This is a genomic window from Pantoea coffeiphila (assembly GCF_016909495.1).
In the GTDB taxonomy this organism is placed as follows: Bacteria; Pseudomonadota; Gammaproteobacteria; order Enterobacterales; family Enterobacteriaceae; genus Erwinia; species Erwinia coffeiphila.
In genome coordinates, this window is the sequence record NZ_JAFBFW010000004.1 from 505,843 (window position 1) to 529,208 (window position 23,366).

The window sequence follows — 23,366 nt, forward strand, 5'->3', positions numbered from 1 at the left end:
TACAATAAGTATAGATGTCTTATTTTTATTAACATTATTACGCGGGACCAGCCCGTCCGGTGTTAAACGCTGAAGCTCACACACCCGTCAGACCTGGCCTGACGGACATAAGCTCCCGCAACTAACGCCAAAATTGTACCACCAGGTTCATTCTGTAATAAACAAAAAGTTAACATCCAACTAAAAAATTATCCATATGGTACATTTTGTGAAATTCAGGCATAAAAAAAGGGAGCCATCAGGCTCCCTTACAGATTAACGCTTATTCTTCTTCAAATGGCTGAGCAGGCGTTTACGCTTGCGCAGCTGATTTGGCGTCAGCAGGTTACGTTTCCCTTCAAACGGGTTCTCACCCTCTTTGAACTGAATACGGATTGGCGTGCCCATCACTTCCAGTGAACGACGGAAGTAGTTCATCAGATAGCGCTTATACGAGTCAGGCAGATCTTTCACCTGGTTGCCGTGAATGACCACGATAGGTGGGTTATAGCCACCGGCGTGGGCATACTTCAGCTTAACGCGACGACCGCGCACCATCGGCGGCTGATGATCGTCAGCGGCCATATTCATAATGCGCGTCAGCATTGAGGTGTTTACGCGACGGGTTGAGCAATCATAGGCTTCGGTCACTGATTCAAACAGGTTGCCTACTCCGCTGCCGTGCAGCGCAGAAATAAAGTGCACGCGAGCGAAATCGATAAAGCCCAGACGGAAGTCCAGCGTCTCTTTCACTTCGTCACGGACTTCCTGGCTCAGCCCATCCCACTTGTTCACCACGATCACCAGCGAACGTCCGCTGTTGAGGATAAAGCCCAGCAGTGACAGATCCTGATCCGAGATCCCCAGGTGGGCATCGATCACCAACATCACCACGTTGGCATCTTCAATAGCCTGCAGGGTCTTGATTACCGAGAACTTCTCGACCGTATCGGTCACTTTCCCGCGCTTGCGCACGCCAGCGGTATCGATCAGGACGTAATCACGACCATCACGCTCCATCGGGATATAGATACTGTCGCGGGTTGTGCCCGGCATATCGTAAACCACGACGCGCTCTTCACCGAGAATGCGGTTAGTCAGCGTTGACTTACCGACGTTAGGACGACCAACAATCGCCAGCTTGATCGGCAGATCCAGCGGGTTAAAGTCATCTTCCTCTTCTTTTTCGTCTTCGATAACTTCGCCGCGCGCTTTCGCTTCTTTGCGCTCCAGCTCTGCCCAGTAGGCAGCATTCTCTTCTTCTTCGGTAACTTCGCGCGGATCGACTTTATCCATCCACGGCAGCAGTACCATCTCCAGCAGGCCGGTCACACCACGACCGTGCGAGGCCGCGATCGGATGAATTTCACCCAGGCCCAGCGACCAGAAGTCCAGTACCGCGGCGTCCGCATCCAGGCCATCGGTTTTGTTGGCGACGAGGAACGTCGGTTTTTCACGCGAACGCAGGTGGTTAGCAATAGCCGTATCCGCAGGCATTAACCCGGCACGGGCATCAACCATAAACAGCACAACGTCAGCTTCTTCAATCGCCAGCAGCGACTGTTCCGCCATACGCGTTTCCACGCCCTCTTCGGTACCATCAATACCACCGGTATCGATGCAAATAAAATCGCGGCCTTCGATTTCGGCACGACCATATTTGCGATCCCGGGTAAGTCCGGGGAAATCCGCCACCAGCGCATCTCGCGTGCGCGTTAAACGGTTAAAAAGGGTGGATTTTCCCACATTGGGACGCCCGACCAGCGCGACCACAGGTACCATATTGAAGCCTCATAACTGAAAATTACGCCTGGCTGCGAATACTATTCTCTGCGTCAGACAGATTTTTCCGCCGCAGGGCTCAGGACAATGGCGTAAGGATAACACGCCAGGAGAAAAACGAAACGGCCCCTGAATCATCAGGAGCCGCTATATAACGTAAAGCAGAGGGAAATTAGCGCGTAAACGCGTAAACCTCACCATCTTTAGTCTGAATCAGCAGTTTATCGCTCGCAACCACCGGTTCGGTCTGGAAGCCGGAGCTGTCCACTTTCTGCTGGGCAACAAAACGACCGTCGTCGGTGTTGAGCCAGTGCAGGTAACCTTCGCTATCGCCCACGACCAGGTATCCGTTATACAGAACTGGTGCGGTCAGGTTGCGGTGCAACAGATCGCTCTGACGCCAGATAGATACGCCGCCGTCAGTGCTCAGTGCGATAACGCGATCGTCCTGATCCACCAGGTAAATACGACCACCGTCAACGATCATGTCGTGAACGGAGCCGATTTCGCGTTTCCACAGGATCTGACCAGAGCGCAGATCCAGCGCGGTCAGGTTACCGTTGTAGGCCAGAGCATAAACCACACCGTTAACGATCACCGGAGTGGTATCCACATCGGACAGGCGATCGATTTCGGTCGCGCCGCTCGGCTGTGAAATACGCTGCTGCCAGATAATCTGGCCCTGGTTCATGATAACAGCGCTAACGCGGCCGTTATCACCACCCACAATCGCAGCACCAAACGCGGTAGCTGGCGCAGACTCACCGCGCAGGCTCAGAGCCGGTACGTCGAGATTAACTGACCACTTCACCACGCCGCTGGACTGATCCAGCCCCTGCAGCATACCGTTGCTGGTGTGAACCAGCACCAGACCGTCACTGATCACCGGGCGGGATAAGACTTCCCCGGCGGCTTTGGTCTGCCAGGCAACGCTGCCATCGTTAGTATTTAATGCGTAGACCTGGCCGCGTTCGCTACCAACGTAAACGTGGGCACCATCAACGGTCAAACCACCGGAAAGCAGCGCAGGCAGGTTGCTGGAGAAGAAACCGGTCTTCTCTGACAGGTCAACTTTCCACTGCTCTTTACCATCACCTGAGTTCAGCGCTTTAACAATACCGTGGCGATCGGCCGCATAAACGGTGCTGTCAGCCCAGGCCGGGTGCAGGTTAGAGTAAAAATCACCCACGCCATCACCGACCGAGGTGCTCCAGACTTTTTCTGGAGTGAACTGGTTTTGTACGGTCGGCAGTGGTGACATTTTAACCACATCTTCTTCGCCGCTAAACCATGAACATCCGCTGAGTAAAGTGACTGAAATCAGTCCCGGCAGAAGTATCTTACGCAATTCCATGAAGTCCCTCTTGTGCCCTGTTCAGGCCAAATATTGGAGCCTTATTCACTTATAACCCGATCCGCGGCCGCGCAAAACGCCGCCAGCGGTGGTCCTAAACGTGATTAACCCGGCAGATTATTCATTTTCATTTGCAGCATTTCTTTCAGCGTCGAAGACGCATCAGAAGCAACACCTTTGCTCCACGCTTCGCGTGCACCCTGGGTATCGCCTTTGCTTAACAGCGCTTCGCCGCGGATATCCGCCACAATGGCAGTCCAGCCTTCACCTTTGATGCTTTCCAGCGTTTTCAACGCCACATCAGGCTGCTTCTGCTGTAGCTGAATACGCGCCAGGCGCAGATTCAACACAGCCTGAAGGTTGGCGTCTTTTGCATCCTGCAGGCCGCTCTGCAGCTGAGTCGCTGCTTTATCCAGCTGATTGTTATCGATATAACGCTTTGCCAGATCGAGAGAGGCCAGAGCACCGTAGGTATTGTTGTTGTCGCTGGCAAACTTCGCGGCCGCTTCAAGCGTTGCGGGCTTGCTGGCGTCCAGCGCAGAAGATACCTGCTGATAGGCGGCAGAGACTTCACGCGATGCGCCATCCTGGTGATTGTTCCAGTAACGCCAGCCGACCAGAGCACCTACGCCCAGTACCACGCCAACTACCAGCGCTTTACCGTTCTGGGCAAAGAAATTCTTCAGCGCGTCTACCTGTTCGTTTTCGTTGCTATACACTTCCACGCAGTCCTACTCCTTTAAATCGTGCTTTGCTCAGGCTCAGTTCTGTAGCATTGAAGCCAGCAGGGTTGCAGCATCACGCTGCGCCAGAGTTTGTTGTTCGCCGTTGCGTAAATCTTTAACCGTTACCTGACCGTTAGCGACTTCATCTTCACCGAGAACCAGAGCAACGCGGGCTTTCCACTTGTCGGCTCGGGTAAGCTGCTTCTTAAAGTTGCCGCCGCCAAAGTTGGTCATTAGCTTCAGCTCAGGCAGCGCATCTCGCACCTGTTCCGCCAGCAGCATCGCAGCTGACTGCACGCCCTGACCCGAAGCGATAACATAGACATCAACAATTCGTGTCGGTTCAAAATCTGGATTAACTGCCTGCACCAGCAGAACAAGGCGCTCCATTCCCATGGCAAAACCAACGGCTGGCGTAGCACGCCCACCCAGTTGCTCAACCAGGCCATCATAGCGCCCACCGGCACACACTGTACCCTGAGAACCCAGGCTGGTGGTCACCCATTCGAAAACGGTACGATTATAGTAGTCAAGACCGCGCACCAGACGCTGGTTGACAGTATAAGCGATACCGGCAGCATCCAGCAGCGCACACAGGCCGCTGAAATGCTCGCGGGAATCGGTGTCCAGATAGTCGCCCAGCGTCGGCGCGTCGTTTAACAGCGCCTGCACGTCCGGGTTTTTACTGTCCAGCACGCGCAGCGGGTTAGTGTACATACGGCGTTTGCAGTCTTCATCAAGCACATCAACATGCTGCTCAAGGAACGCCACCAGGGCATCACGGTAGTTAGCACGCGCTTCCAGCGAGCCGATCGAGTTCAGCTCCAGCTTAACGTGGTCTGCAATGCCCAGCGCTTTCCACCAGCGCGCGGTCATCAGGATCAGCTCGGCATCAATATCCGGGCCCTGCAGGCCAAAGACTTCGGCACCAATCTGATGGAACTGGCGATAGCGGCCCTTCTGAGGACGCTCGTAGCGAAACATCGGTCCGATGTACCACAGACGCTGTTCCTGGTTGTACAGCAAACCGTGTTCGATACCGGCACGCACGCAGCCTGCGGTGCCTTCCGGACGCAGGGTCAGGCTTTCACCGTTGCGGTCGTCGAAGGTATACATCTCTTTTTCAACCACGTCGGTGACTTCACCAATAGCGCGTTTGAATAACGGGGTTTGCTCTACAATCGGCAGACGTATTTCGCTGAAGCCATAACTGCCCAGCACCTGCTTCAGAATCTGTTCAATGCGCTGCCACACCACGGTATCGGCAGGCAGGTAATCATTCATGCCACGGATGGCCTGGATATTCTTCGCCACTGTTTTTTCCATTTTTTGTGTCTGGCAGCGTGCCGAATCGCGAATCAATTCGCGATATCAGCCGCGGCCAGACGCGATAAATTTATTTCTCGACCTGATGAACATCAATGCGACGTGATTCATCGAGGATTGTCGCCTTGGCACGGATACGCGCTTCCAGCTGGTCGATCATATTATTGTTATCAAGACGGTCTCGCTGGCGAACACCGTCTTCATAAAAGCCGCTTTTCTTATTGCCGCCGGTCACACCCATGGTGGAGACCGTTGCCTCACCGGGGCCGTTAACCACGCAGCCGATAATCGAGATATCCATCGGCGTGATGATATCTTCCAGCCGCTCTTCCAGCGCATTCACCGTACCGATCACGTCAAACTCCTGACGGGAACAGGTCGGGCAGGCGATAAAGTTGATACCGCGTGAACGAATGCGCAGGGATTTCAAAATATCGAAACCGACTTTAACTTCTTCAACCGGATCGGCCGCCAGCGAAATACGCAGCGTATCGCCAATGCCTTCAGACAGAAGTAAACCGAGGCCGATGGCAGACTTAACCGCCCCGGCACGTGCGCCACCCGCCTCGGTAATGCCGAGGTGCAGAGGCTGGTCGATCTGTTTAGCCAGCAGGCGATAAGATTCAACGGCCAGGAAAACGTCTGAAGCTTTAACGCTGACTTTAAACTGATCGAAGTTAAGACGATCGAGATGATCCACGTGACGCATTGCCGATTCCAGCAGCGCCTGCGGCGTTGGCTCGCCGTACTTTTCCTGCAGATCCTTTTCCAGCGATCCACCGTTCACACCGATACGAATCGGAATGTTGTAGTGTCGTGCGCAGTCAACGACCTGGCGGATACGCTCTTCGTTACCGATATTGCCCGGGTTAATGCGCAGGCAGTCCACGCCATATTCAGCGACCTTTAAAGCAATACGGTAGTCAAAATGAATATCGGCGACCAGAGGAACGTTCACCTGCTGTTTGATCAGGCGGAACGCTTCGGCAGCATCCATCGTAGGTACGGATACACGCACGATATCAACACCGACGCGCTCCAGTGCTTTAATTTGAGCAACTGTCGCAGCAACGTCGGTGGTCTTGGTATTGGTCATAGACTGGACGGCGATAGGTGCTCCGTCGCCCACGGGCACCTTGCCGACGTAAATGCGCTTTGATTTGCGACGGGTAATGGGTGCTTCATTATGCATATTCTTTCTCCACAATCGCTCGCGCCCAGAGAAGATGCGTTATGGCGCACCTACTGTCAGACGAGCAACCTGGTTAGTACGGATAAAACGGCTCAGATCGACAGGATTGCCCTGATACTGGATCTGTACTGCGGCTGGCGCACCAATTTTCAAGCGATAAGGTGCGGTACCAGCAAGGCTAAGTTTACCACCGCTGCGCTGAATCCCGCTGAACAGTTTTTTCCCTGCGGCATCGGTCACTTCCAGCCAGCAATCTTTGGTGAAGTTCATCACCAGTGCATTTGGGTCAACGGCTGGCTGGCTAACGCCAGCGCTACCGGTTGGCAACGGACTTCCGCTGGTGTTATCAACAGAAGCCTGGCTTGGTGAAACAACGGCAGGCTGATTCTGACTGGTTTGAGCAGAGGCAGCAGGGGCAGAAGCAACGGGGGCGGTCGCAGCTGGGGCAGCCGCAGTTCCGCTATTGTCTACCGGTTCAACGGGGGTACTCTGAGCCGAAGCCCCCTCTTCAGGGGACTGTGGCTGAGCTGAGGCGTCCGGAGAGGTGCCTTCCAGCTGAATCGACTGGCTGTTGTCATCGGTGACGGAACTGTTCTGATCGGACAAAGTGACCAGATCGTCCTGTGCGGCTTTATGATTCTGCCACCACCAGGCGCCGGTCAGGCCGACAACCACAAACACCACCAGCCAGGTGAAGATCATTAACCAGCCGTCCCGTTTTTTGCGACGTTTACCCAGTGCAAAACTCTGCATGGGTTCAACTTTCGCCGCCCGGATCGGGGCCTGTTTTGCCATCATCGGCAGCAGGTCCTCTTCCGGGATATGCACGAGGCGGGCATAAGAACGGATATAGCCGCGTAAGAAGGTCGATGCCAAATCAGCCGGCGTCTTATCTTCTTCAAGGTCGCGAACGGTGGAAAGTTTCAGGCAGAGGCGCTCAGCAATGTTCTGCTGAGTCAGTCCCATTTTTTCACGGGCGCTACGCAGGCGCTCGCCTGTTGAATTTACGTTAGATTTTTCTTGAGTGGCTTCAGTATTCATTAGCTAGAAAGTGCTGGTACTGTATCGATTGTGGAAAAATTCGCGCAAGTTGGCCCCCAAAATGTTTAACATCAGCAGTGCGGCCTTCCTGCACGGCGAAGCGAATCTCTAGCCACAAACTTTCCGCTGAAACAGGAAAGCTGTGTTGATAAATTTCTAACAGGACACGTGAATCCTCACGTTTCCCCTTTCCAAATCGCCTTTCGGCTTCTGCCAGCATGGGCATTCCCTTGGCGGGATCGGCTGTTACCGCTTCCGCCAGCGCATCACGCGCTCTCTCTCGTTGCCCGGCATTCAGATAACAGTAGCCTGAATTTTCAACGCTGTCGGCACGAGTCCCATTTGCTGAATCTTCAGCAGCCTGAATGAAATGCCGTTGTGCCGCATCATACTGCCCTAATCTGCAAAGAAACGCACCGTAATTATTAAGCACATAGCCGTTTTGCGGTGCCAGCGTCAGCGCGCGATGATAGTACTTCGTGGCCAGCGTATCATCGCCTGCCTGATGCTGATAGCGAGCTTCAGCCAGCTGAGTACGATAATCATTCGGAGCCAGCGCCAGCGCCCGTTGCAGATTTCTTTGCGCGGCATCTAACTCGCCGCGCGCCAGATAAGCCAGTCCCAGTTGTAACCGGGTTTCAACCAGCGCCTTATTTTGCTGTGCCGTCTGACATCCTGCCAGCAGCAGCGCTGCCACTATACTCATCCTGATACGCATTCCGCCTCTCCCTGGGCTGTGATGTACCGTCAGGGTACGTCAATCAGCCCAGGGCAAACAGCCAGCGGCAGCGTTTCTTTATCGGAAAAGACCGGGTTTCAGAGCGCCTTCACAGATATCGCTTCACCGGCCATTTTCTTTTTCAGCGTACGTTTGGTTCGGTCAATCACATCACCGGCCAGCTGACCGCAGGCGGCATCGATATCATCACCGCGCGTCTTACGGACAATAGTCGTAAAGCCGTATTCCATCAACACCTTAGAGAAGCGGTCAATGCGGCTGTTCGAACTACGGCCATACGGCGCACCCGGGAACGGGTTCCATGGGATCAGGTTAATTTTACACGGCGTATCTTTCAACAGCGCGGCCAGCTCATGGGCGTTGTCGGTACTGTCATTGATGTGATCAAGCATCACATACTCAATGGTCACGCGCCCCTGGTTAGCGTTGGACTTACCGATATAGCGGCTGACGGCACCCAAAAACGTTTCAATATTGTACTTTTTATTGATCGGAACAATTTCGTCACGAATTGTGTCATTCGGTGCGTGAAGCGAAATAGCCAGCGCCACATCGATCATATCGCCCAGTTTATCCAGCGCGGGAACCACGCCCGACGTTGACAGCGTCACGCGGCGTTTAGACAGGCCAAAACCAAAATCATCCAGCATGATTTCCATTGCCGGAACTACGTTGGTCAGGTTCAGCAACGGTTCACCCATCCCCATCATCACCACGTTGGTGATAGGACGCGAACCGGTCACTTTCGCGGCGCCAATGATTTTAGCGGCACGCCAGACCTGGCCAATAATTTCCGAGACGCGCAGGTTGCGGTTAAAGCCCTGCTGCGCGGTAGAGCAGAATTTACATTCCAGTGCGCAACCAACCTGTGAGGAAACACACAGCGTGGCGCGATCTTTTTCAGGGATATAAACGGTTTCAACCTGCTGGCCGCCTACCTGGATGGCCCACTTGATGGTGCCATCCGCAGAGCGCTGTTCTTCAGCCACTTCAGGCGCGCGGATTTCAGCCACCTCTTTCAGCTTGTTACGAAAGACCTTGTTGATATCGGTCATTTCGTCGAAATCATCGCAGCAGTAGTGGTAAATCCACTTCATGACCTGATCGGCACGAAACGGTTTTTCCCCCAGGCTGGCGAAAAATTCGCGCATTTGCTGGCGATTCAGATCAAGCAGGTTAATTTTGTCTTTTTTAGGCTGGACGGTTACAGGCGATGCGGACGACGGCGTCACAATAGTATCTGACATAATGTTCTCTGGCCTCGTTATTACACGTTATGGCGCTGTTTTGGTGAATTCAGGTGAATAGAATAAGAAGCGCCCCGGAGAGCAAGCTCTACCGGGGCGCATAATTGTACTCGCGACTAACGTAAGGTTAAAGCGGCTGACAAAAATAAATTGTAAACCGCAGGGTTATTCACCACACCTGACGCCGGTCTGGCATCCGCTGATTAGCGGGTGCGTGGGCAGATTTCGCCTTCGCCGAAGAAGTAGGCGATTTCACGTGCTGCTGATTCAGCGGAGTCAGAACCGTGGGTTGCGTTCTCGGTGAAGCTGTCAGCGTAGTCAGCGCGCAGTGTACCCGCCAGAGCGTTAGCCGGGTTGGTTGCGCCCATCAGATCGCGGTGACGCTGAACGGCGTTTTCGCCTTCCAGTACGGAAACAACAACCGGACCAGAAGTCATGAACTCTACCAGACCATCAAAGAACGGCTTACCCTGGTGCTCAGCATAGAAACCTTCGGCCTGTTCTTTGCTCAGATGCAGCATTTTGCTGCCAACGATTTTGAAGCCAGCGCTTTCAAAACGGTTGAAGATGGCACCGATTACGTTTTTTGCCACAGCGTTAGGTTTTACGATGGAAAAGGTACGCTCAATAGTCATGTTGACCCCTGTTTTATACGTCGAGTTTAGCCGTGAAAAGTGTCCCGGCCGGGAAAATGGCCGCAGATTATAAGGGTGCATAAGCGGAAATGCCTATCGGAGTTTCAAGAAAATGTTGAAAAACACGATCGGCGTCGCGGCTTTTTTCGCCACCTGACGCCATTTTACCCAGCCCGTGGCTGATTAACCACTCGACGGCGGCAAAACCGCATGAAATCAGTTAATGATTTCTACCCTCACCGTACGACTGTCGGCACGGCCGCGATCGTCAACCGCGCGAATTCTGTACCGGGCGGAGCGTGTTGGCTGCCAGTCCAGCGGCGTTTTGCTGGCGCTGCTGCCAAGGTAGATATCATCGACAAACCAGTAAACCGTGCGGCTGTCGGCGTCGGTCACTGCGCTGTAACTGATATTTTCGCGCCCGCGCTGTGACTGACGGAGCGTGTAGGTGGTGTTTTTTAGCGGCGAGGTAATACGCGGCGCTGAACCGCTCTGCGACTCCGGCTGACATTCTCCGCCAGGCGGCGGTCGTTTTGGCAGACCCGCGCTGGCAAAAACGTTTGCCAGGTCGGAGGGCCAGAATTCGAAGACCTCAACGTGGCTGCTGTGTTCATCCCAGGGTGCGCAGGCCACTTTACCGCTCAGGTTATCAATCCGCAGCGGACGATAAACGGTATCGACGGTAATCGGGGATTTACCCGGGATAAACCAGCTGCTGCCGCGTTGCTGGCACCATTGAGTCGGCAGGTTTCCGCTGGGCAGGCAGATATCCACTTTTTTGAGATGAGGGGGAAAGCGGTGCCGGGGCTCCCGCAGCTGAGGATAGCTGGCAGCAACGCTGTCGATAATATTGAAGAACAGCGGCGCGGCGGCCTCCGCGCCGATAAAGGCGTTATTGCCCTGGCCGGAGAAATTACCTTGCCAGACAACCAGCACGTAAGGCCCAAAAATCCCTACGCTCCAGGCATCGCGAAATCCCCAGGAAGTCCCGGTTTTCCAGTATACCGGCAGCGATGAAGGCCGCTGGGCCAGCGTATCGCCGGGGCGACGATGCTGCCGCAGAATATCAAGAGTCATAAAGCTGGCTTCTTCACTCAATAACCGGGCCCCGGCATCAAGCGGATCGCTTTCACGCATCCTCAGCGGCCGCAGTTCACCGCGGTTTGCCAGCATGGCATACAGCCTTGCCAACTCCTGAGCCGTCACCTCGCCGCCGCCCAAAACCAGCGACAGTCCGTAGTGCTTTTCACTCGCCATATTGCTGATACCGGCCAGCCGTAAAAACTGATAGAAACTCGGCTGACGCAGCTGAGCCGCAATTGCCACGGCAGGAATATTACGGCTGAAGTTCAGGGCATCGGTTGCCGTCACCGGCCCCAGAAAACGCCGGTCAAAGTTTTCCGGTGCGTAGCTGCCAAACGTAGACGGTACATCTTTAAGCACGGTCATGGGATGCAGAACGCCCTGCTCCATGCCCAGCGCGTAAATAAATGGTTTCAGCGTGGAACCAGGGGAACGTTTTGCCGTCGTGCCGTTAACCTGCCCCTGGATCTGCCGGTTGAAATAATCCGCCGAACCTATCATCGCCCGCACGCCCATATCACGGCTGTCCACCAGCATCACCGCGGCGTTATGAATTCCCCGATTCTGGTTGCGTAAGATATAGGCGCGAACCTGTCGCTCAACCAGCGTTTGCAGCGTGGCATCCAGCGTCGTGTCAACCCGAAGCGCACGTTCTCCAGGCTGGAGCTGCTCAATAAAATGCGGTGCAATAAACGGCAGCGCCTGCGGCTGACGCAGAGTCATCGGCAGGCGAAACAGCGCCTGCTGGCCGTTATCGGTCGGATAATGTTGCTTCCAGCGGGCAAACAGACGATTACGCGCCTGCATCAGCGCCGGGCTGAGTTCGCCGCTGCGCGGGTCGATGCGCAGGCTGGGCGACTGCGGCAGCACGGCCAGCGTTAATGCCTCGGCCAGCGTCAGCTTTGCGGGTGGTTTATTAAAGTAGATCAGACTGGCGGCACCCAGACTTTCAATATTACGACCGTAAGGGGCGTAATTCAGATAGGCTTCCAGAATATCGTGCTTGGAGTAGCTCAGCTCAAGCTGCACGGCGCGCAGCAGCTGCACCAGCTTTCCTCCGGGAGTTCGTGTATTCAGCTGCCACTTCATGCGCGCCAGCTGCATGGTGATTGTCGATCCCCCCTGCTTGCTGCCACCGGAGATATAGCTGCGCCAGAACCCACGCAGCAGGCTGACCGGATTAAAACCGGGGTTAGCGTAAAACCAGCGATCTTCATGCAACAGAATACCGTCGATCGCCAGCGGCGACATCTCCGCCAGCGGCGTCCACTGACGGTAGCGATCGTCAGTGGCGAGCTGTAAACGCAGCAGCTGACCATGACGATCGTACCAGGCCGTCGACAGCGGTAACCCCTGCGAAAGCGGCGGGTGCGGCCACAGCCGCCAGCCCAGCAGAAACAGGGCCAGCAATACCACTACTGCGGCAGCATTTTGCAACAGCCGCTTTAAACCAGCGCGATTTGTTAACTTCATCAGCCGCGTTACGGTGCGGCTGACGGCTCAGCCGCCACCACCTGAATTTTCCCCTGCGCGGCGGACATCGCCTGAATATCGCGATCGTACATCGCCTCGCCGTAGGCTGGCGGGATCACGAAATTGCCTGTATTGGTGGCTTTAATCTGGTAAACAAACTCCTGTACCTCACGCGTGGCGCTGCCATAAACGATCACCCGATCTTCGCGGATATCACTGTAGTCCACCGACCAGGTTGAGCCATCGGCCGCCAGCGGCGAGGTCCATCCGCCACTGCTTTCGCTCTCGCCCTCCTCCTCAGCGTTTTCCGGCGGCGGCGGGGTCTGCTGTACGACTTCAAACCCACCTGGCAGCAGATCGACAACGGCAAGGTTACTCAGCGCCTGCTGGGAATTCGCCCGCACCTTCAGATGAACCGAGATGGTCTGGCCCAGCGTCACTTTATCAATCGGTTTTCCAGCCGCATCGGTATAGTCGCGGGTAATTTCCAGCCCGCGTGAGATCGCTTTCTGCGGCGCAGCAAGGTCATATCCGGCCTGCGTCACCACATACCATGCCGGTGCGCTGTTCGGATTGCCGAACTGAATCGAGCGCGCAGCAGAACTGAACTCACCCTGGCTGAACTGGCCTTTAATTGAAGAAATGAGCTGCGGAACCTTATTGTCACCGCCGATCTGATTAATCTTCAGGCCCTGCACATCATTATGCTGCGCCACCTGCCCGGCATAGCTTTCCAGCGCCAGAATGCTCATCGCCGACGAGAAGGTGGTGTAGCGTTCTTCACGCAGCGCCTGCACCATATTCTCCAGCACCTGCGGTGGGATGGCGTCCACTTTCTCCGGGAAGTGACGAACGATCAGATAAAGCCGCGTGGCGTCCGTCACCAGCGGATCGTAATAGTTCTGCGTCCACCAGCTTTTGTTATAAGCCTTGCTCAGCGCCTGCCAGCTGGGCTGCAACAGTCGCTCTGCTTCATCATCCGCTTTCAGCAGTTTCCACGAAGAAGCCAGGTACAGCGAAGCGAGGTCGGTTTTCCAGCCGTCAGGGAAGCGCTTTTGCAGCGTTTCCTGCACCGAAGCGAGCGCGTTCGTGGTGATTTCGCCCTGCCGCGTCAGCAGGTAAATCGCCCAGGCGCGCAGGCGCAGATGATACAGATCCTCATAGCCACTGCTGGCAAGGGTCCGCAGCGCCACGTTGGCCTCATCCAGCATATCGGCAGGCAGCGGATAGCCCGCCGCTCTGGCCTCCAACAGGTACTGCACTACGTACGGCGTCACGAACGGATCGGCCTGCGGCGATGCTGTCCAAAGCCCGAAAGCCCCATCGCCGTTCTGCCGCGATCGCAACACGTCGAGAATACCTTTAAGCTGCTGCCGGACTTTATCGTTCGACAGGTTGCCACGGAGTTCCGGGTGCTCACTCTGCAACAGCAGCGGGATGGACTGGCTGACGATCTGTTCAGAACAGTAATAAGGATAATCCGCCAGATAACGGGCCAGCCCGCTGGTCAGTACCAGTGGTGAATAAGACACTGCCGCCTGCCGCTGTGCATAGGCATCAAACATCTGGCGCAGGTTATCCACCTGCTGCTGGCTGCCGTTCATGCGCCCCATAACCGATTGGGTACGATACGGCATCGCCGGGCGCACCGAGGTACTCAAGGTTCGCTGACTGGTTTTATCGCCGTAACCGGCGCGGAACACCAGCGGAGCATCGCCGAGCGCAGCTTTCGCCCGCAGGCGGAAGGTCACCACGCCTTCATGCTTCGCCGCCAGCGGCAGGGACTGCTCAGCGCTACCGACCACCTCCAGCTGTGGCGGTGGCGTGACGCTGAGCTTGACGGGCAGCGCTTCACTTCCCTGTCCTTCAAGGTTGTTACTGACGCCGACGCTGACGTCAAACTCATCACCCGGCGCCACCATCGCCGGAACGTTCGGCGTCAGGATAAAGTCATCGCGCACGGTGGTGGAGGTCTGTGCCTTACCGATTTTTCCGGCGGTGGCAGAAATCGCCATCACGCGGATTTTGCCGTTGAAGTAGTCCGGGACCGGCCAGGTAAACTGCGCCTGTCCGTTCACCTCGGTAATGCCGGACCAGAATGCCACCGGTTTATCACGCTTGCGTTTAAACGGGTTCAAGTGCAGATCCAGGCTTTCACCGCCGTCACCGCCCGGTGCGGATGTCAGCGACATCAGCTTGCTGAACTCCGGCAGGATCAGATCGAGGATCTGCGAACTTTCCACGTTCAGTTCGCGCTTGCGGAAGAAGTAATCCAGCGGGTCGGTCAGTCGATAGCGCGCCACCTGCAGAATTCCTTCATCAACCGCAAATACCGCAACCTGCTGCGGGCCGTCGGTTGTGACCGTAACAGGCAGGCTATCTCCCGGCTTGATCACGTCCGGCACGCTCAGCGCCAGCGCATTTTTCCGCGCCTGGTTGCTGATTTTAAACGGCATCACACCGTAGCTGAGCGGGCTCATAAAGATTTCGTCGGAGTTAATATCGCGCACAAACTGTACGTTGATATAGGCATTGCCCTCCAGCCCGGCCGGAATGCGAATCTTCTGCACGGAACTGGTGGTGGTGGTATGGAACCACTGCCAGCTATAGACCTTTTCACGCTCAATGGTGATCAGCCCGCTGCCGGTGTAAGGCGCATTGATGGCCACTTCAATTTCATCGCCCGGCTGATATTCAGCACGATCGAGCTTCAGCTTCAGCTCGGCGTTACGATCCAGCGAACGGCTGATATTGGCGTCGCCGGTAACGCTGTAGGCGATACGGTTAAGCACATCCCCTTTGGCGTTTTTCACCACCAGCACGTAGTCACCCGGCTGGTTGGTCATCAGCGGTAAGGTCGTACCGGATGCCGCCAGTTCAAACCGGTTCTCACTGACCGGGATTTCCTTCATCTTCGACTGATATTTGTATACACCGGACTCCTGCCGCGTCAGCACCGACAGATATTTTTGCTCCAGCAGTTCCAGCTTCAGGTCGCCAAGCGCTATGGGCTCAAGCGACGGGTCGATCGCCAGCAGATTTATACTGCGCTGTGTGCCAAGACGGATAAAGCTGAGATCGCCGTCAGGCTTGAAGCCCACCAGATAGTCCCACGGCGAAACCAGCGTGCGTGCCGTAGCAGCGACAGAGCGCCCGCCACCGGCAACGAAGGCTTCCGACAGCAGCTGCAGCTGCCAGGTGGCATCTTCCCAGCCGCTGAGATCCAGCGCGATATTTGCCGCGCCGCTGTCGTCCGTGGTGCTGTCCTGCAGCTCCGTTTCAAATCCTTCACCGGCCGGGCGGGCTTCATAGAAGGCATAGTCGGGATAGCGATCGAAGGCCGGATAAACCGGGCGCAGCGTCAGCTTCGAGGCAACGCGTCGCCCCTGTGCCGGAGTGCCAAACAGGTTTTGCACATCAATACTGGCCTTCAGCTCGCCGGGTTTGACCCAGCCCGACTGCCTGTCCGGGGTCAGCGACAGCTTAACCTTGAGCTGATCCGGCTCGAACTCTTTGATATTCACCGCCGTACTGCCCAGCAGACGGGTGGAATCATCATCCTTACCGGGCAGATAGAGGTAGATCATCCATTCGCCGGTTGGTGCATTTTCGTCAGTGGTAAAGCTCAGTTCGTTAAAACCGCTGGCGTTGAGGGTCAGCGGTACAGTGCGCATCAGCTTGTCGCGCGGATCGTGAATTTCTGCCCGCACCGGAATGCCGTTGAGCGGCACTGACCAGTCGGCAGCACGGGTAATCAGGCCGATATTAAAGGTATCACCGGGGCGATAAACACCGCGATCGGAGAACAGGTAGCTGCTGAGGGTTCGCGTGTCTTCCGGTGTGGATTCGCCATAAACATCAAAACGCGAGAAGTCGAGGCCGCGATCGTTGTCACGCCCGCTGGGCAGGAAAGACACGTCTCCCTCTTTTTCAACCAGGAACATCACCGGCTGGCGTTCGTTAGTATAGGCTTCCAGCGGTGGGAAACGGACGTGACCATCGCCCCCCGTCCTGCGGGTCAGCAGCTTCTCTCCGTTTTTTGCCACCACGGACACCACGGCATCCGCTACCGGCTGGCCGCTGCTGATGGACTGAACGAACAGGTCGCGGGATTTATCCTGCGCGCGCTTGGCAATGATTCCAAGATCGGTCACCACCACGAAACGCGAGTCGCCGATACTCTGCTGTTCTTCATCCCCTTCCTGATATTCATCTTCCCCCGGCTGCGCATCTTTTTGCTCTGGCGACCACGGCGACAGGGAAAGCAGGAACACACCGCGATGGGACGCGCTGTCGGTAGAGAGGTAGCGCGAAAGATCGATCCCCTGATAGCTGACTTCCCCCGGCTTTTGATTGCCAATCGCGGTCTGATAACGGAAGTGTTCAGTGAAATACTCATCGTTCAGCCGGTTAAAATCAGCGGAGGCATATTCACGGCTTTTAAAGGAGACGATGTGCTGCAGCTGACTCGGGATCACCCGTTTGATATCCAGCCTCATCCCCGGGACGTTGCGCGCGGCCACACTAATATGCTTATCGCCGTTTACCGGCAGCAGTGCGCCCTGGGCGGCAAAACTCAGCATCTGCGGATAGTCCGGCACCTGCACCACCTGCCAGACTTTTTGCGGCATTTTGTAGCCGCCGCTGGAGGTCACCAGCGCATCAACCTGCACCAGCAGATAGCGCTGGGCCGGAGCATCAAATTTAAAGCTGAACTGAGGCTGATAATCCTCTTCGGCATCATTGAGGCTTAACGGCAGCTGCGGTGATTTCTGTAAAACGGCCCGATCGATATTGTCGAGATTCCATTCGGTGAACTCACTTTGATCCGCATTTTTTTCCTCAGAGCGCGGATCGTGCTGCGGCAGTAGCCAGGCTTTGACCGCTTTGCCAACCTCATTATCCGCCACTGCATCGCTGAAACCGACGATCAGCGCCCTTTCACTCGGGCTGCCCGGTTTATCAACCACCTGCGCGCTGACATCGCTGACGCTCAGGCTGTAAAGGTTTGGCACGCTAACCCAGCTTTCACCTTTGCGCTCAATACTGTTTCCCGGCAACGACGATTTTAGCGGTTCACCGATTTTCAGATGCACCACACCACCATGATCCATCGCCACCAGCGGTTCGGAGCGTACCCAGGCGTTAAGTTTTTTATCATCCCAGTTGACGGTGAATTTTAGCGGCTTTTCAGCCTGTCCCTTCGCGCTTGATACACCCAACGAAAGCTGTTTTTCAACGCTGGCGACATCCGCTGGCGCGGTAAAACGCAGGTTAAAAATGGCACTGTGCTGGCCGCGATTCTGCGGGTCCTGGTAATATTCGGCCTCACCGGGCTGATAATCGAAAGCGGGTACGCTGAAGTCATAGCGGGTTTGTTCCAGCTGGATCTGTGGAGCAAGCAGCGTCTTCGGATTGAGGTCTACCTGATAGCCGGCCCCCAGCGGCAGCGGGGCTTTCGGCGTAAAAATAAGCGTTTGCGCATCGGACCATTTCCATTCGCCATCCAGCGCCGGTTTAATACTGATACCTTTATCAACCGACTTGCCGACGCGTTCAATCGGTGCGGCAGAAGTATCAAAGCTGAGGGTCAGAAGCTGTTTAGGGAGGGTTGCCGCCTGATAATCCAGCGCCTGCGGGTTGGAGGCTTCGACATGAGTTTGCTGTACCGCAATCGGCGCAACGTCTATTGGCTTAGGGCGGTTTTGCCAAAGGTTCCAGCCATACCAACCCGCCGCCGCCAGGCCCAACAGCAGGATAAGAATCAGGCTGATGACTTTAGGATGGCGAATAACGCCCTGCTCCAGACGGTTAAAACCGCGGCCGAATGCCGCCGCCCAGCGTGGTGCCTGCCAGTTAATCTCACCAAGCAGCGGGCGAAGAATACATCCCAGCAGCCACAACAGGCGAGAAATCAGCCAGCAAAGGCCCTTCAGCAGCAGAAAAGGTAAACGCAGTAGCAGCCTGAGCACATCCATCAGAACCAACCTTATATTCCATTATGCATTTATTCTGACAGTTCCCCTTGCCTGGCCGCTGCATCTGGATGACCGTCAACCCGTGTTACAATTTCTCTAAAATAGTAATAGGTAATCTGTGCAATTTCTATTCCTCCACGCAGGCATTTTGCCAGCTGTCTCGCAGTACCGGGATTTACCCTTGTGGTAGAGGGTAAAATCGCTGACACTCAGCAAAACACTGTCAACGATGAGGACGCTATGACGACCCGTTCCCTGTTTGTGACCGCCGAGTGGCTGGCGGAGCATATTACCGATGAAAATGTTCAGGTTCTGGATGCGCGCATGCTGCCGCCCGGCCAGGAATTAACGCGTGATGTGACCGCTGAATACCTGGCTGCCCATCTCCCCGGTGCACCGTTCTTTAATATCGAAGCGCTTTCCGACCACAGCACCGCCCTGCCTCATATGCTGCCGCGTGCTGAAGCTTTTGCCGTTGCCATGCGCGAACTGGGCGTCAGTGCAGATAAACATCTGGTGGTTTACGATGAAGGCAATCTGTTTTCCGCACCGCGCGCCTGGTGGATGCTGAACTATTTTGGCGCGGAGCAGGTGTCAATTCTGGCCGGTGGGCTGGCTGGCTGGCAGAAAGCGAACTTGCCGCTGGAAAGCGGTGAAGTCAGCCTGACGGAAGGTGATTTTGACGCGAAAGTCACAGACAGCGATCGTGTTAAACGCGTGACCGATGTGCTGCTGGTCAGTCATGAAGGCGGTGCACAGATTATTGATGCCCGCGCGGCAAACCGCTTCCATGGTGAAGTTGACGAACCCCGTCCGGGTCTGCATCGTGGCCGTATTCCCGGCAGTCTGAACGTGCCGTGGAATAGCCTGGTCAGCGAAGGCCAGTTGAAACCCGCCGCCGAACTGCGCGCTATCTTCGATCGGCAGGGTGTCGATTTGGCCCAGCCGGTTATCGCCAGCTGCGGTTCCGGTGTGACGGCGGTGGTAGTGATTCTGGCGCTGACCAGTCTGGGAGCGAAAGAGGTCACGCTGTATGACGGTTCCTGGGGAGAATGGGGCAGCCGCAACGATCTACCGATCGTCAACGATTCGCTGTAAGCCCCTTTAGTACTTCAGTAGAAAGGCGACCCGAGTGGCCGCCTTTTTCATGCAAGAACTCAGATGTTGACCACTTTGAAATCGCGCAGGAAGCTGCCCCAGCGGCGTTCGTAGAAAGGCTTGATATGGGCGATAAAGAAGTGGCTGATGCCCTTATCGCCTTCCACAACATGGCAAATATCGATCGGCTCATCTTCCAGCATAGTATCGGTCGCCACGCTTCCCGCCGCCTGAATGATCGCGTCAATGTCGCCGTCGGCTTCGATACCAATCAGCAGGTTTGCTGGCTGGTCGGCACTCTCTTTAATGTGGGCCACATAGGCACGGCGCACCGATTTGTATTTGGCAAACAGCTGGGTCAGCGAGTCAATCATCTGCGCAGGCGGCTCGGCAATTTCCGACAGCAGTAATGGTGTCCCGCCTTCCAGCACGGTCTGCTGGCTGAGCGCGCTGCCGTGATCGCCCAGTAAATCGGCAATTTCACGCGGCGAAAACTCTTTCCCCTCCGGCAGTTTTGGATTCAGGAACAGCGTTTCACCGAGCGTCATTTCAAACAGCGTACGCACTGGCATCACCAGATAAGCCTGCTCGCTGCTGACCGCCTGCTCCAGAGCGCTGACCGAGGTGAAGCAGGGGATAATGCTGGTGCCGTCGTCTTTTTCCCAGTGCTGCAAATCCACCGGCGTGCTGGCATCAATAGCAGAACCGGCCTCGGCGATTTCGCCCGGTACTACCACGCTGGCATCCATCAGCAGGGAGAAAAACTCGGGGCGGTGTGCCGGTTCACCGGCGGCCAGCTTCAGCACCTCTTCAAGGCGCGGGTTAAGTTCGTTCATCGTCAGGTTCTTTTCGTTTACGGGCTATGTTTTAGCGGGCGATCCGTAAAGGAAGATCGCCCGATCGCCATTATTCGTGGCTGAGCAGCAGGTTAGCGACAGTGCGCACGCCCAGACCGGTTGCCCCCGCAGACCACTGATCCACCGCACCTTTACGGTAGGTAGCAGAGCAGTCAATGTGCAGCCAGCCGGTCTTATATTCGCTGACAAAGTGTGACAGGAAGGCGGCTGCGGTGCTGGCACCGGCAGAGTGTGCCGGGCTGGCGATGTTGTTGAGATCGGCAAAGTTTGACGGCAGATGGCTGCGGTGGAATTCCGCCAGCGGCAGGCGCCAGAACGGCTCGCTCTCTTTCTCAGCACAGCTTAGCAGCGACTGCGCCAGCGCATCGTCAAAGCTGAACAGCGCGTGATAATCGTTACCCAGCGCGGTTTTCGCCGCACCGGTCAGGGTGGCAGCATCGACGATCAGTTTTGGCTTCAGCGCGCTGGCATCAATCAGACCATCGGCCAGAACCAGACGGCCTTCAGCATCGGTATTCATCACCTCAACGGTTTTGCCGTTGCGGTAGTGAATGATATCGCCAAGCTTGAAGGCATTGCCGCTGACCATATTATCCGCGCAGCAGAGGATAAGCTTCACGCGCTTATCCAGGCCACGGGTAATCGCCAGCGCCAGCGCGCCGGTCAGGGTGGCCGCGCCGCCCATGTCCGATTTCATGGAGTCCATAAAACCGCTCTGCTTCAGGCTGTAGCCACCGGTATCGAAAGTAATACCTTTACCAACCAGGCAGGCGAATACCGGTGCATCGTCTTTACCCGACGGGTTAAAATCCAGCGTCAGCAGCACCGGGCTGCGGGAAGAACCGCGCCCGACGGTGTGCAGACCGGCATAATTTTGCAGGCGCAAATCTTCGCCTTTGGTGATGCGGTAGTTGACGCTGTCGCAGGCAACATCACACAGCAGATCCACCGCGCGGGTTGCCAGCTGTTCTGGCCCCAGCTCTTCCGCCGGCATATTGATGGTGTCGCGTACCCAGTCAACGATCTTCAGGCGGCTGTTCAGTTCTTTGGCATCAGCGTCATTCAGCGCCGCCCATTCAACCTGACGAGACCCTTTTGGTGCACGATAGCCCTGCCAGAATGCCCAGCTGTTTTCCAGATCCCAACCGTCGCCGCTCAGGCTGATATTACGTATCCCCTGCCCGCCAATTTTTCTCGCAGCGCGCTGGATGATGGTCGGTGCATCTTTGCCGGTGAGATGGATCGTCATTCCACTGTCGTTGCTGGTGAGGATCGCTTTTTCGCCCCAGCGCGGATCGGCCGCAGCCGTTGACAGGGTAATGTTCATAACAGAGGTGGTCATCGCATGGCTCCTTTTCATTTTTTTCACGTCGTGGACCGGAGATCCCCGGCCTCTGCGATTTGCCGCAGGACAGATGCTATTCAAAATCGACGCACCAGACTAACAGAAATGCGGGAAAGATGTTTTCACCGCATGCTCTCATGCCGTGCTTTTATGCTGAATGTGAAACGGGCCGAAGAGTTAATCCGGCCCGTTGGCATAACGCGAATCTGTAAGCTAACGTCTAGCTGGCAGCAGCAACGCCTGCCGCTTTAAACGCCGCCCACTGTGGGGAAACCTCACGCATCCGCGCAATCGACTTCACGATCAGCGCAATCGCATAGTCAATTTCTTCAACGGTGGTGAAGCGGCCCAGCGAGAAACGCAGTGAATTGTAGGCGAGATCGTCGCTCACGCCCATTGCACGCAGCACATAGGAAGGCTCAAGGCTGGCGGAGGTGCAGGCAGAGCCGGATGAAACGGCCAGATCCTTCAGCATCATAATGAGCGATTCGCCGTCAACGTAACCGAAGCTGACGTTGAGAATATTCTGCGCACCGTTCTCAAACGAACCGTTGAGATGAACCTGCTCAATCGCACTGATACCCGCCCAGAAACGTGCACGCAGTGAAGCCAGGCGCGCCATTTCTTCGGCCATCTCTTCCTTAGCAATACGATAGGCTTCACCCATGCCGACAATCTGATGCACCGGCAGCGTACCGGAACGCATGCCGCGTTCGTGGCCACCGCCGTGAATTTGAGCCTCAATTCGTACCTTAGGCTTGCGGCGAACATATAGCGCGCCAATGCCTTTTGGGCCGTAAATCTTATGGCCGGATACGGACATTAAATCGACGCTCAGCGTAGTGAGATCGATCGGCAATTTTCCCACGCTTTGAGTAGCGTCAACATGGAAAAGGATGCCACGGGAGCGGCACAGTTCGCCGATGGCGGCAACGTCCTGAATCACACCGGTTTCGTTATTAACGTGCATGATTGACACCAGTACCGTGTCATCACGCAGCGCGGCTTCAAGCTGAGCAAGATCGATAACGCCGTCAGCCTGCGGATTGAGCCAGGTGACGCTGTAGCCTTCGCGCTCAAGCTGTGCACAGGTATCCAGCACGGCCTTATGTTCCGTGGTACAGGTAACAATATGACGGCCTTTATCCTGATTCGCCTCAGCGGCACCTTTAATCGCCAGGTTATTGGCTTCGGTTGCGCCGGAGGTAAACACAATTTCACGGGGATCGGCACCGATGAGTTCGGCAACCTGGTTACGGGCGATGTCTACGGCTTCTTCAGACTGCCAGCCAAAACGATGGGAACGGGAGGCCGGATTACCGAAGGTTCCATCAAGGGTGAGGTGCTGCATCATCTTCGCGGCAACACGGGGGTCGGCCGGAGTGGTGGCGGAGTAATCGAGGTAAATCGGTAATTTCATTGCGCGTTAAGCTCCGTACAGGTTTTCCCTGAGCTTTCAGCCCGCTGTCACCGGACGACAATCTGAAAGCTCAGGGATACATAATCTGCACG

General features: G+C 55.7%; 15 protein-coding genes. 1 reads left to right on the top strand and 14 read right to left on the bottom strand.

Translation table 11 applies throughout. From position 1 onward, the window contains the following. Positions 1-255 precede the first annotated feature (255 nt). The 11 genes from der to JOE09_RS15845 form a co-directional block, all read right to left on the bottom strand. Positions 256-1,761 (bottom strand): ribosome biogenesis GTPase Der, encoded by a 1,506-nt coding sequence (der, locus tag JOE09_RS15795; protein ID WP_205066435.1) that lies wholly within the window; start codon positions 1,759-1,761, stop codon positions 256-258. Positions 1,762-1,933: 172 nt separating this feature from the next. Further along, positions 1,934-3,115, bottom strand: coding sequence for an outer membrane protein assembly factor BamB (gene bamB, locus JOE09_RS15800; protein ID WP_123336797.1), 1,182 nt, complete (start codon positions 3,113-3,115; stop codon positions 1,934-1,936). Between the two features lie 104 nt (positions 3,116-3,219). Further along, positions 3,220-3,840, bottom strand: coding sequence for a tetratricopeptide repeat protein (locus tag JOE09_RS15805; protein WP_205066436.1), 621 nt, complete (start codon positions 3,838-3,840; stop codon positions 3,220-3,222). 36 nt (positions 3,841-3,876) lie between these two features. Continuing rightward, a complete protein-coding gene (gene hisS / locus JOE09_RS15810) occupies positions 3,877-5,154 on the bottom strand; it encodes a histidine--tRNA ligase (protein ID WP_205066437.1) in 1,278 nt (425 codons plus the stop codon). Between the two features lie 82 nt (positions 5,155-5,236). After that, a complete protein-coding gene (gene ispG / locus JOE09_RS15815) occupies positions 5,237-6,358 on the bottom strand; it encodes a flavodoxin-dependent (E)-4-hydroxy-3-methylbut-2-enyl-diphosphate synthase (RefSeq protein WP_200561627.1) in 1,122 nt (373 codons plus the stop codon). Positions 6,359-6,397: 39 nt separating this feature from the next. Beyond that, positions 6,398-7,399 (bottom strand): cytoskeleton protein RodZ, encoded by a 1,002-nt coding sequence (rodZ, locus tag JOE09_RS15820; protein ID WP_205066438.1) that lies wholly within the window; start codon positions 7,397-7,399, stop codon positions 6,398-6,400. Continuing rightward, on the bottom strand, positions 7,389-8,105 hold the full coding sequence (pilW, locus tag JOE09_RS15825) for a type IV pilus biogenesis/stability protein PilW (RefSeq protein ID WP_420830658.1): 717 nt from the start codon (positions 8,103-8,105) through the stop codon (positions 7,389-7,391). Before pilW ends, rodZ begins: the two co-directional genes overlap by 11 nt. Before the next feature lie 110 nt (positions 8,106-8,215). Beyond that, the gene (rlmN, locus tag JOE09_RS15830; protein ID WP_105593219.1) at positions 8,216-9,385 is read right to left on the bottom strand and encodes a dual-specificity RNA methyltransferase RlmN; all 1,170 of its coding nucleotides are present in this window, start codon (positions 9,383-9,385) and stop codon (positions 8,216-8,218) included. A 203-nt stretch (positions 9,386-9,588) separates the two neighbouring features. Continuing rightward, positions 9,589-10,020, bottom strand: a complete 432-nt coding sequence (gene ndk, locus JOE09_RS15835) for a nucleoside-diphosphate kinase (protein ID WP_062744669.1) — start codon at positions 10,018-10,020, stop codon at positions 9,589-9,591. A gap of 216 nt (positions 10,021-10,236) precedes the next feature. Continuing rightward, positions 10,237-12,576 (bottom strand): penicillin-binding protein 1C, encoded by a 2,340-nt coding sequence (gene pbpC / locus JOE09_RS15840; protein ID WP_205066440.1) that lies wholly within the window; start codon positions 12,574-12,576, stop codon positions 10,237-10,239. An 8-nt stretch (positions 12,577-12,584) separates the two neighbouring features. Then, positions 12,585-18,554 carry an alpha-2-macroglobulin family protein gene (locus tag JOE09_RS15845; protein WP_205066441.1) on the bottom strand — a complete coding sequence of 1,990 codons (5,970 nt, stop codon included), beginning with the start codon at positions 18,552-18,554 and terminating at the stop codon, positions 12,585-12,587. Between the two features lie 240 nt (positions 18,555-18,794). Between JOE09_RS15845 and sseA the strand changes: the two genes are divergently transcribed. Next, on the top strand, positions 18,795-19,652 hold the full coding sequence (gene sseA / locus JOE09_RS15850) for a 3-mercaptopyruvate sulfurtransferase (RefSeq protein ID WP_205066442.1): 858 nt from the start codon (positions 18,795-18,797) through the stop codon (positions 19,650-19,652). Positions 19,653-19,711: 59 nt separating this feature from the next. Here the strand turns inward: sseA and sseB are convergent, their stop codons facing one another. The 3 genes from sseB to JOE09_RS15865 form a co-directional block, all read right to left on the bottom strand. After that, complete coding sequence (gene sseB / locus JOE09_RS15855) at positions 19,712-20,488, bottom strand: enhanced serine sensitivity protein SseB (protein ID WP_205066443.1); 777 nt, start codon at positions 20,486-20,488, stop codon at positions 19,712-19,714. Between the two features lie 70 nt (positions 20,489-20,558). After that, positions 20,559-21,851, bottom strand: coding sequence for an aminopeptidase PepB (gene pepB, locus JOE09_RS15860; protein WP_205066444.1), 1,293 nt, complete (start codon positions 21,849-21,851; stop codon positions 20,559-20,561). A 223-nt stretch (positions 21,852-22,074) separates the two neighbouring features. After that, positions 22,075-23,274 (bottom strand): IscS subfamily cysteine desulfurase, encoded by a 1,200-nt coding sequence (locus tag JOE09_RS15865; RefSeq protein ID WP_205066445.1) that lies wholly within the window; start codon positions 23,272-23,274, stop codon positions 22,075-22,077. Positions 23,275-23,366: the final 92 nt, after the last annotated feature.